Origin of the sequence: Rhizobium lentis (genome assembly GCF_014200175.1) — a bacterium.
GTDB classification, from domain to species: Bacteria; Pseudomonadota; Alphaproteobacteria; order Rhizobiales; family Rhizobiaceae; genus Rhizobium; species Rhizobium mulingense.
This window is the reverse complement of the sequence record NZ_JACHBD010000008.1, coordinates 278,254-295,207: the sequence shown is the minus strand read 5'-3', so window position 1 is coordinate 295,207 and position 16,954 is coordinate 278,254. Positions and strand designations below refer to the sequence as shown.

Annotated in this window: 12 protein-coding genes and 1 tRNA gene; 1 reads left to right on the top strand and 12 read right to left on the bottom strand. The window is 61.4% G+C overall.

All coding sequences use genetic code 11. The annotated features are described in order from the left end of the window. Nucleotides 1-360: 360 nt before the first annotated feature. Both GGI60_RS20285 and mnmA read right to left on the bottom strand, forming a co-directional pair. Nucleotides 361-437, bottom strand: a tRNA-Met gene (locus tag GGI60_RS20285). A 135-nt stretch (nucleotides 438-572) separates the two neighbouring features. Next, nucleotides 573-1,772, bottom strand: a complete 1,200-nt coding sequence (gene mnmA, locus GGI60_RS20280; RefSeq protein ID WP_183918127.1) for a tRNA 2-thiouridine(34) synthase MnmA — start codon at nucleotides 1,770-1,772, stop codon at nucleotides 573-575. A 501-nt stretch (nucleotides 1,773-2,273) separates the two neighbouring features. Here mnmA and GGI60_RS20275 point away from each other — a divergent pair. After that, a complete protein-coding gene (locus GGI60_RS20275) occupies nucleotides 2,274-2,540 on the top strand; it encodes a hypothetical protein (RefSeq protein ID WP_183918126.1) in 267 nt (88 codons plus the stop codon). A gap of 79 nt (nucleotides 2,541-2,619) precedes the next feature. On the opposite strand, the gene serA is transcribed toward GGI60_RS20275, so the two are convergent. The 10 genes from serA to GGI60_RS20225 all read right to left on the bottom strand — a co-directional run bounded on the left by serA (nucleotide 2,620) and on the right by GGI60_RS20225 (nucleotide 16,954). Continuing rightward, nucleotides 2,620-4,215 (bottom strand): phosphoglycerate dehydrogenase, encoded by a 1,596-nt coding sequence (gene serA / locus GGI60_RS20270; RefSeq protein WP_183918125.1) that lies wholly within the window; start codon nucleotides 4,213-4,215, stop codon nucleotides 2,620-2,622. A 77-nt stretch (nucleotides 4,216-4,292) separates the two neighbouring features. Further along, a complete protein-coding gene (locus GGI60_RS20265; protein ID WP_183918124.1) occupies nucleotides 4,293-5,471 on the bottom strand; it encodes a phosphoserine transaminase in 1,179 nt (392 codons plus the stop codon). A 186-nt stretch (nucleotides 5,472-5,657) separates the two neighbouring features. Beyond that, nucleotides 5,658-6,494, bottom strand: a complete 837-nt coding sequence (locus tag GGI60_RS20260) for an outer membrane protein (protein WP_183918123.1) — start codon at nucleotides 6,492-6,494, stop codon at nucleotides 5,658-5,660. A gap of 1,042 nt (nucleotides 6,495-7,536) precedes the next feature. Then, nucleotides 7,537-8,889: a phosphoglucosamine mutase gene (gene glmM / locus GGI60_RS20255; RefSeq protein ID WP_064683357.1), complete on the bottom strand. Its 1,353-nt coding sequence runs from the start codon at nucleotides 8,887-8,889 to the stop codon at nucleotides 7,537-7,539. A gap of 242 nt (nucleotides 8,890-9,131) precedes the next feature. Then, entirely contained in the window at nucleotides 9,132-11,063 is a 1,932-nt protein-coding gene (gene ftsH, locus GGI60_RS20250) for an ATP-dependent zinc metalloprotease FtsH (protein WP_038691074.1), read from the bottom strand. Nucleotides 11,064-11,159: 96 nt separating this feature from the next. Then, complete coding sequence (gene tilS, locus GGI60_RS20245; protein ID WP_183918121.1) at nucleotides 11,160-12,641, bottom strand: tRNA lysidine(34) synthetase TilS; 1,482 nt, start codon at nucleotides 12,639-12,641, stop codon at nucleotides 11,160-11,162. Between the two features lie 11 nt (nucleotides 12,642-12,652). Further along, nucleotides 12,653-13,642: a tol-pal system protein YbgF gene (ybgF, locus tag GGI60_RS20240; protein ID WP_183918118.1), complete on the bottom strand. Its 990-nt coding sequence runs from the start codon at nucleotides 13,640-13,642 to the stop codon at nucleotides 12,653-12,655. A 159-nt stretch (nucleotides 13,643-13,801) separates the two neighbouring features. Then, nucleotides 13,802-14,335: a peptidoglycan-associated lipoprotein Pal gene (gene pal / locus GGI60_RS20235; RefSeq protein WP_064683354.1), complete on the bottom strand. Its 534-nt coding sequence runs from the start codon at nucleotides 14,333-14,335 to the stop codon at nucleotides 13,802-13,804. Nucleotides 14,336-14,485: 150 nt separating this feature from the next. Beyond that, on the bottom strand, nucleotides 14,486-15,796 hold the full coding sequence (gene tolB, locus GGI60_RS20230; protein WP_183918117.1) for a Tol-Pal system beta propeller repeat protein TolB: 1,311 nt from the start codon (nucleotides 15,794-15,796) through the stop codon (nucleotides 14,486-14,488). A 21-nt stretch (nucleotides 15,797-15,817) separates the two neighbouring features. Then, a complete protein-coding gene (locus GGI60_RS20225; protein WP_183918115.1) occupies nucleotides 15,818-16,954 on the bottom strand; it encodes a hypothetical protein in 1,137 nt (378 codons plus the stop codon).

Sequence of the window (16,954 nt, the reverse complement as noted above, 5' to 3'; positions counted from 1 at the left end):
TCCACTAGCGATTTCTTGCGATAGCTGATCGACCTGCGCCCTGCTAGCAATAGATCGTCCGAGGAGGGACGATTATGCCGGGATGGAGGAACTGATGCAGTCAATGGGAATTAGGTTAGCCGCGGTCATGTTCTCGCTGGCCTTATGGGCGATCATTATCGCTGCTGCATCCCATCTTTGGGCGATGAAAATGCCCATATTGCATTTTATGCTCTACAGATAGTGCTGGCCCCGGCGTCAGCGAAATCCGAGGTTATTTTGTCATGTCGCCACGCCTTTTGGCGGAGGGACGCGCTACCGCGGCCGTCGGAACCGGCTCAGAATCGAGCCGCCAGAATCGCAAATTCTGCAATGAAGAGATGGTAGCGGAGGAGGGATTTGAACCCCCGACACAAGGATTATGATTCCTCTGCTCTGACCTACTGAGCTACTCCGCCACTGGTCAAACGATACCTGCTCGCGAAGCGCTGCGGGCTCGTGGGATGAGCGGCTTATAAGGTGCGCTTCGGCTTTGTGTCAAGCGCATGATAGAGAAAAACGCTGGGCTTGGCCGCCCGCCCTCTCCATCGGTTTCAGGCGGCGACGGGGCTGGCGAGCAGCGCCTTGAGCGAAGCCTCGGCCGAGGGTTCGCGCTCGGAGCGCTCGATGAAGCCGCCGCCGAAGACGCGGGCGTCGTCGCCGGGTGCGGAATAGAGCGCGCAGGCCTGGCCGGGAGCAATGCCGGCCTCGCCGACCGTCAGATCGACATAGGTGCCGGTGGAATCGACATGCAGCACGGCCGGCGCCGGCGCCCTGGTCGAGCGGACCTTGGCGTAACAGCCAAAGCCTTCGCCGGACGCTGCTTCCGCAAGCGTCTCGTCGCCGAGCCAGTTGACGTCGCGCAGATAGACGCGGTGGGTTTCCAGCGCCTCCTTCGGGCCGACGATGACGCGGCGCGACCGAGCGTCGAGATAGACGACATAGAGCGGTTCGCCGGTGGCGATGCCGATGCCTCGGCGCTGGCCGATGGTGAAATGCAGGATGCCTTCATGGCTTCCCAATACGCGGCCGTCGAGATGGACGATCTCGCCGGCAAGCGCCGCATTCGGCTTCAGCTTGGTGATGATGTCGGAATATTTGCCCTGCGGCACGAAGCAGATGTCCTGGCTGTCGGCCTTCTTCGCGACGACGAGGCCCATCTCTTCGGCCAGCCGGCGGGTCTCGGCCTTCGGCAGGCCGCCGAGCGGAAAGCGCAGATAATCGATCTGCTCCTGCGTCGTGGCGAACAGGAAATAGCTCTGGTCGCGGTCGGCGTCGGCCGGACGGAACAGCGCACGGCGGCGGGGATGTTCGGGCGAAGGGTTCGGCCGCGAACGGATATAGTGGCCGGTCGCCAGCGCATCGGCGCCGAGCTCCTTGGCGGTCGCCAGAAGATCGGCGAACTTGACGGTCTGGTTGCAGGAAACGCAAGGGATCGGCGTTTCGCCGGCCACATAGCTTTCGGCGAAGGGATTGATCACCGTCTCGCGAAAGCGCTTTTCGTAATCGAGCACGTAATGCGGAATGCCGAGCGTCTCGCAGACGCGGCGGGCATCGTCGATATCCTGGCCGGCGCAGCACGACCCGGCGCGATGAACGGCGGCGCCATGATCGTAAAGCTGCAGCGTAATGCCGAGCACGTCGTAACCCTGCTGTTTGAGAAGGCCGGCTACGACGGAGGAATCGACGCCGCCCGACATGGCGACGACGACGCGGGTCTCTTCCGGCTTCTTGTCAAAATCCAGTGTGTTCAACGGTAGTGCCAAATTCTGCGCGCTCATCATCCGCCCTTGCGCTGCAATTGCGGCGGATTGCTGTATCAGGCGGGATCGGCCGCCTTTCGATCAGCGATCGATATAGAAAGGATTGTATCGGGACGCAAGGGGCGGCGTTCGGGAGGCCGATCGGTTTCGCCAGTGAGAAAGGAAGGCGCGGCCGAAGCCGCGCCTTGAAAGCGGGGGTGCGGCTCAGGTGCCGATCAGCTTGTTGCAGGCGAATGCGATGCCTGGATTGGCGATCACGGCGGTCATGAGCGCCAGTCCTATTATCGAGAATGAATAGGGTTTCATATGCATCCTCCTTCCAGCCAATGCCAATTATGCCGCTCCGGCCGCCGTTCTCAAAATAACGAATGCTTGAGCACCAGCTGGCTCAACCGCAAATCGTCGAGCAGATAATTATCGCCCTATGGAACTATTCTTTCGATCATGCGTTGCCGGTGATCAATGTCGCAATCGAATGCTGCGGAGGGTTTCATGGCCAGGTTCGGCACGACGGCGGATTACAATAGGATCAGACACTGGATCGAAGAGCGAGGCGGCCATCCCGCACGCATCAAGGACGCGAGCGACAGCGAAACCGTTCGCGTCGATTTTTCCTCGGATACCCAGGAGGAGATTTCCTGGGACGAATTCTTCCAGGGTCTCGACGGCAGCAGGCGCGCCTTCCTTCATCGCACCAAGGCTGAGGACGATAGAGCCCGTTTCGGCAAGATCGTTCGCCGCAAGTGCTTGCCTCACTGAAATATACCCATTGCTGACGCAGAAAACTCGGCGCCATTTCCGGCGCCGGGTTCTCCTGTTTCCTTGTGAGGAAGGAAACTCACTCTATGTTGAATGTCAGCAGCTTTGCCTGGCGGATTGCCTGGTGCGCCGTCAGCCGTTCGAGGACGCCGTCCTCCACCTCGCCGTCGACATAGAGCAGCGCGATGGCGTCGCCGCCCTGCTTGTCGCGGCCGAGCTGGAAGTTGGCGATGTTGACGCCGGCAGCACCGAGCGTCGTGCCGATGAAGCCGATCATACCAGGGACGTCGGTATTGGTGATGTAGATCATGTGCGAGCCGACATCGGCATCAAGATTGATGCCCTTGATCTGGATAAAGCGCGGCTTGCCGTCCGAAAACACCGTGCCGGCGATCGAACGCGTCATGCTCTCGGTCGTCACCGTCAGCTTGATATAGCCGTCGAAGACGCCCGTCTTGTCGCGCTTGACCTCGGAAAGCACGATCCCCTTTTCCTTGATCATGATCGGCGCCGAAACCATGTTGACGTCGGCGACCTGCGGGCGGATGAGACCGGCGAGCACCGCGCTCGTCAGCGCCCGCGTGTTCATGTTGGCAGTGACGCCGTCATAAAGGATCTCGATTTCCTTGATCGGCTCCTCGGTGACCTGGCCGACGAAGGCGCCGAGAACGTCGGCAAGTCGGATGAAAGGCTTGAGGATCGGCGCTTCTTCCGCGGTGATCGACGGCATGTTGATGGCGTTGGAGACCGCACCCTTGACGAGATAGTCCGACATCTGTTCGGCCACCTGCAGAGCGACGTTTTCCTGCGCCTCGGTCGTCGAAGCGCCGAGATGCGGCGTGCAGACGACATTCGGCAGGCCGAAGAGCGGGCTTTCCTTGGCGGGTTCGACCTCGAACACGTCGAAGGCGGCACCCGCGACATGGCCGGACTTGATGGCTTCGGCGAGAGCCGCTTCATCGACCAGGCCGCCGCGGGCGCAATTGATGATGCGCACGCCGGGCTTCGTCTTCGCCAGCGCTTCCTTGTTGAGGATGCCGCGCGTCCTGTCGGTCATCGGCACGTGCAGCGTGATGAAATCGGCGCGGGCGAAAAGCTCGTCCAGCTCGACCTTGGTGACGCCCATCTCCTCGGCGCGCTCCTTGGACAGGAACGGGTCGTAGGCGACGACATGCATCTTGAGGCCGATGGCACGGGCGCAGACGATCGAGCCGATATTGCCGGCACCGATGACGCCGAGCGTCTTGCCGGTGATCTCGACACCCATGAATTTCGACTTCTCCCATTTGCCGGCCTGCGTCGAGGTATCGGCTGCCGGAAGCTGGCGAGCGACGGCGAACATCAGCGCAATCGCGTGTTCGGCCGTCGTGATCGAATTGCCGAAGGGCGTGTTCATGACGATGATGCCGCGGCGCGAGGCCGCCGGAATATCGACATTGTCGACGCCGATGCCGGCGCGGCCGACGACCTTGAGGTTCTTCGCCCCTTCGATGATCTTTTCAGTCACCTTGGTGGCGGAACGGATGGCGAGGCCATCATATTTGCCGATGACTTCGAGCAGACGGTCCTTGTCCTTGCCGAGCTGCGGTTCGAAATCGACTTCGACGCCGCGGTCGCGGAAGATCTGGACGGCGGTTTCCGACAATTCGTCGGATACGAGAACGCGAGGTGCCATGAGGGACTCCTTCAAAAATGTTCAGCGATGGATGAAATCAAGGGCTCCGCCCTGTGGCGGAGCCGGATGCTGTCACGTCAGGCGGCAGCCTGGGAGAGCTGTGCCTTCTGCGTTTCGAAGGCCCAGGAAAGCCAGGGCATCAGCTTCTGCATGTCGGATGCCTCGATCGTGGCACCGGCCCAGATGCGCAGACCCGACGGCGCGTCGCGGTAATGGCCGATGTCATAGGCGACACCTTCCTTTTCCAGCAGGCCGACCAGACCCTTGGCGAAATTCGCCTGTCCATCGTCGTCGAGCGCCGCGATGTCCTTGTCGACGATCTTCAGGCAGACGGAGGTGTTGGAGGCCGTTTCCGCCTTGACGGCGAGATTGGCGATCCAGTCGTTCGCCGCGACGAAATCGTGGATGACCTTGGCATTGGCATCGGCGCGCGCGATCAGCGCCTTGAGACCGCCGAGCTCTTTGGCCCAGAGCAGCGCATCGATATAGTCCTCGACGCAGAGCATCGACGGCGTATTGATCGTCTCGCCCTGGAAGATGCCTTCCGTCAGCTTGCCGCCCGAGGTCATGCGGAAGATCTTCGGCAGCGGCCAGGCCGGCGTGTAGGTGGTGAGGCGCTCGACGGCGCGCGGCGAAAGGATGATGACGCCGTGCGCGCCCTCGCCGCCCAGAACCTTCTGCCAGGAGAAGGTGACGACATCGAGCTTGGCGAAATCGAGTTCCTGGGCGAAAGCGGCCGAAGTGGCGTCACAGATCGTCAGGCCCTTGCGGTCGGCGGGGATGAAATCGCCGTTCGGCACGCGCACACCTGATGTGGTGCCGTTCCAGGTGAAGACGACGTCACGGTCGAAATCGACAGCCGAGAGATCGGGAAGCTCGCCGTAACCGGCTTCGAGCCTGCGCACATCCTTGAGCTTCAGCTGCTTGACGACATCGGTGACCCAGCCGGCGCCGAAGCTTTCCCAGGCGAGCATGTCGACGCCGCGTTCGCCGAGCAGCGACCAGAGCGCCATTTCGACGGCGCCGGTGTCGGAGGCCGGAACGATGCCGATGCGGTAATCCGCCGGCACTTCGAGAATTTCACGGGTAAGGTCGATGGCCTGCTTGAGCTTGGCCTTGCCGACCTTCGCGCGGTGCGAACGGCCGAGGGCCGCGTCGGAAAGGGCTTCGAGCGACCAACCGGGGCGCTTCGAGCAGGGGCCAGAAGAAAAATGGGTATTATGCGGACGGATGTCCGGCTTTGCGGTCTTCGCCATGATGCTATCCTCTCAGATAGAAAGCCCTTCGTTGGGGAAGGGTGTCCCGCCGCCGTGTGTATGGATCGGCGGCGTCATAGTCAAGATCGAAGTGTCGCAACCGGTAGATATTTTGACGCAGGCGGAGTGGCGGAAATAAAAAAGCCGCCCCACCGGGGGCGGCTTTTTGATGCAAGCGGATTGAATTTACTTGTAGACCGGCTGCTGCAGCGGGATTTCCGGCGGCGGTTCGTAGCTCGCCTGGGCGCATCCACCAAAGAGATAGCGGGCGCCGACGCGGGCTTCGTGGACGCTCAGACCCTTGTCGCGGCCCGGGCCGCCGTTTTCGGCATAGCCGAACATGTTGCCGCCGTCGATATGCAGGTAGCGGTAGCCGACATCGGCCTTGATGTTGCAGGTAACGTCGACCGAAGCGCCGGCCATGAGGGCGTAAGTAAAGCGCCAGTTGCCCTTGCCGCCATGGGTGACCTCGTCATCGCAGAAGCTGCCGTCATCGGCGCAGGCGACGTTGCGCAGGTTTTTCCACTTGACGTAGGAGCCGCCGATACCGGCGCCGACATAAGGCGTGACGTAGCCGTAGGTGCCGAGATCGACATAGGCGTTGGCGAGCAGCGTATAGGCCGTCAGCGACGAGCGGTCGCGCGAAGTGCAATCCACCAGCGGGAAGCCGCACTGACCGACCGTCGAGCCGCGGAAGTCGGCCTGGGTGAGATAATCGAAGGTCAGATCGGTGCGCAGGTAGCTGTTGATCTGGTAACCGACACCGCCGCCGATCGTCCATGCGTCGTCGAGGTCAGCGTCGTCGAAATCGACTTCGGTAGCATTGCTGCCCTGGAAATAACGGGCACCGCGCAGATCGGTAAAGGCATAACCGACATCGCCGCGCAGGTACCAGCCCGTCGCTTCACTGACCGTCACCTCGGGCGGCTGCTCCGGGATGGGCTCGGCCGGAGCGAAGTCCGCGGAATAGGCATTTGTCGCGATCAACAATGCCGCGAAGATGCCGGACAAGCTTCTTTTCATGGATCCCACTCCAAAATCCGTTACATCGGCAGGCTCAAGTCGCCGCCAATCTGATACGCTTCGTATGGATAATGAACCGGAAACCTTAAAAGCTGCTTAACCACGATTATTTACTGTAGATCTTGAAGCTTCATGTAGAGGAAACTTCGATTGTCGCGGTAAAGCCCTTCGAAGTTATGGACGTGACGAGGCGTTTGGGCTGCTTTGCGTGCTAGCTCTTCCCATATCCTCGTCCAGCTGTGACGCGGCATGCAATATCATCCGGCTAGGACGCTCACCCCAGCCTCATTCCTCTGCTCGTCACAGCAATCCAATGCGCCCAAGTCCTTGGGCGCGGGAAACTCCCTTAATCGTATAGGAGTCATTCCCGGCAGCGACACGCCGTGGCTCGACTCCTGTGACGAGCACAGGATGATGGAGCGTGTAGTAGGTGCCGGCGTGATGAACCACCCGTTGTGGTATCCCTCTGTACGCTGACAACGAGTTTGACGAAAACGCCAACCACGCTCTCCGTCATCCCAGGCCTTGAGCCTGGGATCCATGACACTGCTGCCGATGGATGCGGCGTGGATGCTCGGCTCAAGGCCGAGCATGACGGTGGTGAGGGTGGGCCGAAGGAGCCACTCACACCGTAGACGCGGGTGTAGGGAGGTCATCCGCTAGCGAAAATCAGACAATGCCATTCCCCGCATAAACTGACTCGGTCGGGTTGGATGGGCTGATACTTGCGCTAGATTTTCTGCCGTAGAGCGTAGTGTCGAACGAATCTTCACGAGCAAAGCACGCCGGTCTATCCTTCAGCCACACGGCACACCGATTAGCCCTCATCCTGAGGTGCCCAGCAGGAGCCTCGAAAGGACGGGGCGGGTGGCTGAGCACTTACAGCCCGCCGAATTGTTGGATAGCGCCCGGTGGCCGACCTCGTCTTTTGAGGCCCCTTCGGGGCACCTCAGGATGAGGGCGGAGGGAGGGCCTCGCTCACTCTCTGAGCATCGGTGCAAACGCCCAACCATGTCGCCGAGCCCGATCTGCCCTCAGAAAATCAGGCAGCGGTACGGACGTTTGAAATGGTGCCGATCAACTCGTTGACGATGCGCTCGATCTGGGCGCGATCGTCGCCCTCAGCCATGACGCGGATCAGCGGCTCGGTGCCGGAGGGGCGGATGACAAGCCGTCCCGTCTTCGCAAGCTCGGCTTCGGCATCGGCGATCGCCTTCTGCACCTGGATATCCTCCAGCGGCTTGCCCCCGCTGATGCGGACATTGCGCAAGAGCTGCGGCACCGGCTCGAAGCGGCGGCAGACCTCGCTGACGGTCCTGCCGGTGCGTTTGACGGCGGCAAGGATTTGAAGCGCGGCAACCAGGCCGTCGCCCGTCGTGCCGTAATCCGACAACACGATATGGCCCGACTGCTCACCGCCGACATTGTAATTGTGCTGGCGCATATGCTCGACGACATAACGGTCGCCGACCTTCGTGCGGGCGAGCGCCATGCCGCGCTCGTCAAGAAAGCGCTCGAGGCCGAGGTTGGACATGACAGTGGCGACGATGCCATTACCACGCAGCTGCTGGCTCTCGGCCCAGCTCTCGGCAATGACGGCCATCAGCTGATCGCCGTCGACGATCGAACCATTCTCATCGATGATGATGACGCGGTCTGCATCGCCATCGAGCGCGATGCCGATATCGGCACGCACCTCGTCGACCTTCTTCTGCAGCGCGACCGGACTGGTGGAGCCGCAATTGAGATTGATATTGGTGCCGTTCGGCTCGTTGCCGATGGTGACGACGTCGGCGCCGAGCTCCCAGAGCACGGCAGGCGCCACCTTATAGGCAGCGCCGTTGGCGCAGTCGATCGCGATCCGCAGGCCCTGGAGGGTCACGTCGCGCGGCAGGGTGCGTTTGGCGTGTTCGATATAACGGTCATGCACGCCGTCGACGCGCTTGGCGCGGCCGATGTCATCGGACTTGGCGAGCTGCGTGCTTAGGTCCTTTTCGAGCAAATCCTCGATCTCGGCCTCGATGTCGTCGGACAGCTTATAGCCATCGGGGCCGAACAGCTTGATGCCGTTGTCCTCGTAGGGATTGTGCGAAGCCGATATCATCACGCCGATATCGCAGCGCAGCGAACGGGTCAGCATGGCGACCGCAGGCGTCGGGATCGGGCCGAGAATGAAGGCGTCGAGGCCGGCGGCGGTGAAACCCGCGACCATGGCGTTTTCGAGCATATAGCCGGAAAGGCGCGTATCCTTGCCGATGACGACGCGATGGCGATGATTGCCGCGACGGAAGATCGTGCCGGCGGCGATGCCGACCCGCATGGCGAGATCCGGTGTCATCGGGAAGACATTGGATTGGCCGCGAATGCCGTCGGTCCCGAAATAGCGTCTTTTCATCTACACTCCTGCACTTTCCGCGCGCCATTCAAGGCAGCGCACCGTTCCAAGCGAATCTGGCTTCAATGGAATGTCGTCAATCCAGGAGCGTGATTCATGCTTGCCTCAATTCAGCGGAATGCCACAAAATGCGGCGATCGGCACGTAAATTAGCAAGAAAAATGATTATATCCCGTTACCAATAGAAAAGGCCGGATCTCCCGCTTGGGAAATCCGGCCTTGTTCAATATGGCGCTGGCGGCTCAATGCGGCTGCGGTTCGAGGCCCGCTTCGGGCTCGTCGCCCTTGGTCGCAGGCCTCGCGCCGGCCTTCGGCACGGCCGAACCACGGCTCGGCGGTGAGTCGTCGCCGAGATCGCGAGACGGCTTCTCGCCGCGAATCAGCGCCTTGATCTCTTCGCCGGTCAGCGTCTCATATTCCAGCAGGCCTTCGGCGAGAGCGACGAATTCGTCGTGCTTTTCCGTCAGGATCGTACGGGCCTGCGTATAGGCCTCGTCGATCAGGCGGCGGACTTCATTGTCGATCTTCTGCGCGGTCGCTTCCGACACGTTCTTCGACTGCGAAACCGAGTGGCCGAGGAACACCTCCTGCTGGTTCTCGCCATAGGCGACCTGACCGAGCTGATCGGAGAAGCCCCACTGGGTGACCATGGCGCGGGCAAGCTTGGTCGCCTGCTCGATGTCGGAGGAGGCACCCGACGTGATGTTCTCCTTGCCGAAGGTGAGTTCTTCGGCGACACGGCCGCCCATCATGATGCAGAGGCGCGACACCATCCACTTGTAGCTCATCGAGTAGCGGTCGCCCTCGGGAAGCTGCATGACCATGCCGAGCGCACGGCCGCGCGGAATGATCGTCGCCTTGTGCAGCGGATCGGCGACAGCGACATTGAGCGCGGTGATGGCGTGGCCTGCTTCGTGATAGGCGGTGAGCTTCTTCTCCGCCTCGGTCATCGCCGAGGAGCGGCGCTCGGCGCCCATCATGATCTTGTCCTTGGCGTCCTCGAATTCCTGCATGGTGACCACACGCTTGTTGCGGCGGGCGGCCATCAGGGCGGCTTCGTTGACGAGGTTCATCAGGTCGGCCCCGGAGAAACCGGGCGTGCCGCGGGCGAGAACCTTGAGATCGACATTCGGCGCCAGCGGCACATTGCGGGCATGCACCTTGAGGATGCGCTCGCGCCCGACGATGTCAGGGTTCGGCACCACGACCTGCCGGTCGAAACGGCCGGGACGCAGCAGCGCCGGGTCGAGAACGTCGGGACGGTTGGTGGCGGCGATCAGGATTACGCCTTCATTCGCCTCGAAGCCGTCCATTTCGACCAGCAGCTGGTTCAACGTCTGCTCGCGCTCGTCGTTGCCGCCGCCGAGACCGGCGCCGCGATGGCGGCCGACCGCATCGATTTCGTCGATGAAGATGATGCAGGGCGCATTCTTCTTCGCCTGTTCGAACATGTCGCGCACGCGGCTTGCGCCGACGCCGACGAACATTTCGACGAAGTCGGAACCGGAAATCGTGAAGAATGGAACATTGGCTTCACCGGCGACCGAGCGGGCGAGCAGCGTCTTGCCGGTACCCGGAGGGCCGACGAGCAGCACGCCGCGTGGGATCTTGCCGCCGAGACGCTGGAATTTCTGCGGATCACGCAGGAATTCGACGATTTCTTCGAGATCCTGCTTGGCCTCGTCGACGCCTGCGACATCATCGAAGGTCACGCGGCCATGCGCTTCGGTCAGAAGCTTGGCCTTGGACTTGCCAAAGCCCATCGCGCCGCGTGAGCCACCTTGCATCTGCCGCATGAAGAACAGCCAGACGCCGAGAATGAGAAGCATCGGCAGGAGCGTGCCGAGATAGCTCAGAAACCCCGAGGAACCATCCGTTTCCGGACGGGCGGAAACCAGGACATTCTTCTGCTGCAGGCGATCGAGCAAGCTGTCGTCGATTACAGGGGAGTAGGTCTGAAAGGTGGTGCCGTTTTCAACATAGCTTCCGGAAACACGGTTGCCCGTGACCACGACATCCTTCACCCGGCCCGCATCGACCTCACGCAGAAACTGCGAATAAGGGATTTCGCGGGAGCCCGTCTGCGCCGGCGCCGTCTGAAACATACTGAACAGGGCGATCAGCAGAAGCGCGATGATCGCCCACAAGGCAAAATTACGTAAGTTAGGGTTCATTGAACTCCCCAGCACTGGGACAGCCGCCTCATGGCGACCGTCTTATTCATTCTAACATAGGGTTGCGCCGTGCTGTTGCCAAGGCAATCCCCCAGGTCAGATGGTTTTTCCGTCAATACTTCTTAAAGGCAGTCCCGCATAGGGCGCCATCGCGAAAACCGCCGAAAGCCTATCGGCGAAGATGAAATCAAATCGTGTCAAAAAGCGGTCGAAGGGTGCGAAATAGGACGTCAGATGGATCGAGCCGGAAGATTCCCGAGATAGGGGGTCTCCATCGACGGAAAAAGCCGGCGCTGAGGCGACGGCACGTTTCCATGCCGCCTTGGGCAGGCCCCTGCTCCACTCCCCCTCATTCCTGTGCTCGTCACAGGAATCCAGGGCGCCCAGGTCCTTGGGCGCGGAAGACTCACTACTTATTGTCGAGTCATTCACCGCGGCGACGCGCGGTGACTGGATTCCTGTGACATCCCTCGGGCGAAGCCCTGAGGACACAGGAATGAGGGAGGAACTGGTGGCCTGCGCTTCTATCCTTACGGTCGCTCCGGAACCGTTTACGGCTTCAAACCTCCCATCCCACACCCCCGCCTCTCCCGGCCGCAAAATCATCGGTACAATCCCCCGGTTCTCACGCGCCAAATAAAGCCCGTCACGCCTGCGATCGAACACGACTCGACCGGTAGTCATCCGCCCCGGTTCCCCGCCGGTGACAAACGAGAGAAGGCGCTCCATATGCGCCCTTCCTGGCACGAATGCCTGCCCGCCGAAGACGGCTGTCAGACGGCCGAGCGCATAGTCCAGAACTGCGCGATCCTGCCGCAAACCATCAACAGATACCTGCCCAAGCAGGCCGCCATGAAGCCTGAAATGGCGGTCCAGCCATTCGGCGGCGCGCAACGACAGAGCCAGCCGCGCTTCCCAGGCCGCACGAATATCCGTCTCCGTCGCTCGATCGGCGGATAGCTGCCGGCGCACCCGCACGCGCTCGTATTTCACATCCTCATTGCTGGGGTCGTCGATCCACGAAACACCCTGATCTTTGAGAAAAGCGCGGATATCTGTCCGGCTGGAAAAGAGAAGCGGCCGCAAAATCCAGAACCGCCGATCGAAAAGCACCGCATCGGCGATGCCTGATGAAAGCTGCTCCGTTCGCACGCCGCGCATCTGCAATGTTTCACGCTGATCGTCGAGCGTATGGCCGGTGACGATGAGACTGGCGCCGAGCCTCTCTGCCGATTCCGCCAAGAGGTCGTAGCGAGCCTCGCGGGCCGCGGCCATGATGCCGGTTTTCGGCTTTTCGCCCTGCCAGACTGCGATGATGTGGGGAATGCCGAGCGATGCACAGAGCGCGGCGACCTGTTGCGCTTCGTCCGCGGAGCCGGCCCGCAGCCGGTGATCGACAGTGGCAGCACAGAGTGAAATCTTGCGATGAGGCGCGGCCTTCACGGCTTCGTCGAGGAGGAGAAGCAGGCCGATGGAATCGCTGCCGCCCGATATCGCGACGAGAAGGCGCGCAGGACTTTGAAGCGATTCGAGGAGCTGGAGGATCGCCGCTCGAGGCGATGCGGCTTCCGGAGACATTCCGGAAGACCTTAGCAGGCGAGGCGTTTTTGTTCGCTCGCAACCTTGCTTATGACGGCGCGTGACGCCTTCGGATAGCGCTTCGAGACCTCGCGCAGCGTCGCGCAAGCCGTCTCCTTATTATCGAGGGCCGCAAGCGACATGCCGAGTTTCAGCAGCATTTCCGGCGCCTTTTCCGAGCTGCCGTATTTCTGGTGAGCGTTGAGGAAAGTCTTGGCCGCCTCGTTATATTTACCTTGCGAATAGAGCGCTTCGCCGAGCCAGAAATTGGCGTCAGCGGCCCGCGCGCTACTTGGGTAACGGGCGATGTACTGGTTGAATTCCTGCTCTGCAGTGCCGTAATCGCCTGACAGGACGTGGCCGTACGCTGCCTTGTACTGATCCGCCTCACTGCCGAGCGAGGCCGTCTGCTGGGGTGTGCGGCCATTTGCATCGGGAATGGGGCCGGAGCCGATGGTGGCATTTTCGTCGACGGTTCCGCCGATCGGGTTGCCGTTCTGATCGAAGTCGATTGAGCCGAGTTGCTTCGGCGGCTGGCCGAGGCCGGTATTATCAGGCACATCGGTGGAGGGAGCCGTTTCGGCTCCCTGCGGTGCTTGGATCACTCTCGCGACATCATCGCCACCGGACGCTGCCGGAGCGGCATCAGTCTCGCTCTTCTTGACAGGCGCCTTGGCGCCACCACCGCCGGAACCGGTTTTTTCAAGCTGCTGGAAGCGGAATTCATTGTCTTCCTGCTGCTTGCGGATCGTCTCCTGCATCTGCAGCAGCTGGAAGCTCATCTCCTCGATTCGGCCGTTCAGCTGTCGCAGCTGCTCTTCGAGCTGCTGCACGCGAACCTCGGCGTCGCCGCTCTGCACCTTGATAACGGGCGCCGCCGCCTGGTTTTCCGCGGATCGGCCGCCCAGATGCAGCCCGAAGAACGAGGCCGAATAGGCCGCCCGTTCGCTCCCGGTCACAGCCGCGAGGCACAGCATGCCTGCCACGACAAGTTTCTTCATATGTATCGTCCTGTCCCAGTGATTCTTCGCGCTTGGAGGCACGAACAGGAGACTTTTCCAATTGCTGTCAAAAAGCAACGGAGTCTGGCCAAAGTGTGGTCAAAAAGAAAAGGCGGCCCCTGACGGGACCGCCTTCCGGAGACGAATGATATCGGCAAATTACATGCCGGCACCGCCGAGCACGGTGACCGCGCGGCGGTTCTGCGACCAGCAGGAAATATCGTCGCAGACGGCGACTGGGCGTTCCTTGCCGTAGGAGATCGTCTTCATGCGCTGCGCCGGAACGCCGCGCGAAGCGAGGTAATCCTTGGCGGCGGCAGCACGTCGGGCGCCGAGCGCCAGGTTGTATTCGCGCGTGCCGCGTTCGTCGGCATGACCTTCGACAGTGATCTGGTAGTTCGGGTAACGGGCGAGCCACTGCGCCTGACGGTCGAGCGTCTGCGAGGCATCGGCGCGGATCGACGAGGAGTCGGTATCGAAGAAGATGCGGTCGCCGACATTGACCGTGAAGTCCTGTGCCGAACCCGGCGTTGCGGCACCACCCGCGCCGGCGCCGAGGCCGAGTTCACCGGCGCTGTTCGGCGGCTTCTTGGCGCAGCTTGCGAGCGCGAGACCGGCGAGAAGCGCGATCATGACGGGGTTGCGGGCGAAATTCTGCATGCGGCTCATTGCCGGGGTGTGAATTCGGCTCATGGCCGGGTCTCCTTGCGATTTCAGGGTTTCCGGACAGTAACCGCACTCGGTTAACCGCCCCTCAAAGATTATGGTTAACAATTTACTGATTTGTCCCGTAGCCGCCCGGTTTCATGATTCTGAGGCGACATGAAGGCATTGCCGCGCCTGCTACTCCAGAAGCGGCGACCAAGCCGGGTCGGAACCGTAGGTTGGTGTCTTCACAAGCTGCTCGTTGTAACCGGTGAGGTCGATCGAATAGAGCTGCGGACCGCCGGCACCTGCCGCCTGGCGGAAGAACATCAGCACGCGGCCGTTCGGCGCCCAGGTCGGGCCTTCATTGTGGAAGCCGGTCGTCAGGATGCGCTCGCCCGAACCGTCCGGCTTCATCACGCCGATCGAGAACTTGCCGCCGGACTGCTTGGTGAAGGCGATGAGATCGCCGCGCGGCGACCAGACCGGCGTCGAATAGGAGCCGTCACCGAAGGAAATGCGGGTCTGGCCGGAACCATCCGCATTCATCACATAGATCTGCGGCTTGCCGCCGCGGTCGCTTTCGAAGCTGACGCGGGCGCCATCCGGCGAATAGGAGGGCGAAGTATCGATCGCCGCCGTCGAGGTCAGCCGCGTCGTCGTGCGCGAGCGCAGGTCCATCGTATAGATGTTGGAATTGCCTTCCTGCTGCAGGCTCATGATCACCTTCTGCCCATCCGGCGAAAAGCGCGGCGAGAACGTCATGCCCGGGAAGTTGCCGACGACCTCGCGCTGCCCGGTTTCGAGCTGCAGCAGATAGACGCGCGGCTGCTGGTTGGCGAAGGACATGTAGGTGACTTCCTGCCGGTTGGGCGAGAAGCGCGGCGTCAGCACCAGGTCGCTGCCGTCGGTCAGCATGCGCACGTTGAAGCCATCCTGGTCCATGATCGCCAGCTGCCGCTTGCGCTGCTGCTTGGTGCCGGATTCGGAAACGAAGACGACACGGGTGTCGAAATAGCCCTCTTCGCCGGTGATCTGCTTATAGATTGCGTCAGCAATGATGTGAGCGACGCGCCGCCAGTTCTCCGGCTGCGTGTAGAACTGCTGACCGGTCATCTGCTGCCCGGCAAATGTATCCCAGAGACGAAACTCGGCGCGCAGACGACCGTCCGCCTCCTGTGTGACACGACCAGTTACCAGCGCCTGGGCATTGATGACCTTCCAGTCCTCGAACCGCGGCGAAGCATCCGGATTAGAAATCTTCTCGATGAAGGCTGTCTTGTTGATCGGCGCAAACAGACCGGAACGCTGCAGGTCGGCGGCAATCACCTGCGAGACCTGCGCGCCCATGTTGCCCTGAAGGAAATCCGTTACAGCAATCGGCAATGGCTGGACGTTACCCTTGTTGATGTTGATCTCGACCAGCGCATTCGCCGGTGTCGCCAACGCAGCAATGGTCATGAGACCGGCAGCGACCGCAATTGCGCGGAAAAAGGAACACTTGTTCATGGAGTAAAAGCCTTTCAGCATTTAAATTCCCAGATCGCTCGGGTCGAAATTGACGACGACTTCGCTCCAGGCATCGTATTTGTCTTTTGGAAGGGAAGAGAAAGGTGCCGATTTCATGATGGCGCGATAAGCGCCGCCGGCGAGTGCCCGGCGCGTCGACTCGTTGTCACCACCGACTGCCTCAACCTCCGGCTCGCCGATAATATTGCCGTCCTGGTCGAGATTCATGTGGACCTTGATGCGAACGTCGCCCATGCCTTCCATGCCGGGGATGACCGTCCAGTTGCCGGCGATGGCGCTCTTCAACGCATCCATCTCGCTCATCGACAGCTTGGAACCACCATTGCTCTTCTTGGCGCCCAGCGATGCCTCCTGCGTCGAGCGCTTGGCGCCGCCGGCGGAAGGATCGGTCTTGTTCAGCAAGGCTGAAATCTCGTCCGCATTGAAATCGCTTTTCATCGATGAAGCCGATTTCGCCGTTTCCTGCTTCTGGTCCGCCTTCTTCTTCTCGGTCGGCTTGTCAGCGGTCTTCGGCTGCTCCTGGGCCTTTTCCGGCGGTTTTTCGGCTGGCTTCTGCGGTTCCGGCGGCTTCACCTGCGGCTTGGCGACGGGGGTCGGCACGTTGTCCGGCAGCGCCTCGGCTTCCGGCTTCGGCGGCTCCTCGGGCTTGGCCTGTTCTTCCGGTGGCTTTTCCTCCGGCTTGGGCGGCGTCACTTCGACGGGTTTCGGCGGCGGAATGGAGGCGACTTCTTTCGGCTGCTCGACTTCTGTTTCCTCCTTGACGATATCCTTGACATCGTTCGGGACAGGATCGGTCTTCGGCTGCGGCTTTTCGCTGGAATTGGCGGCAGCCGCCTCGCTGTTGCTCGGCTTGGCGTTCGGCACCGGCGGCGTCTTCAGGTCGATATTGTTGTCGCCGGCATTTTCGGCCGGCTGCGCGATCGGCGGCCGTGTCGTCGGCACTGGCGCAGACGTCTCCTTCTTCGGCGCCTTCTTGTCGCCCTGCTGCATCTGGGTAATGGATTCTACCGGCACGAGATCGACCGGCATCGCCTCGAAATCCTCCACCTTGAAGGATTCCGGGGCGCTCAGCGACACCATCGCCCAGGTAAGCACCAGGCAGTGCAGAACAGCAGATGTGACGACGCTGGTCTTCAT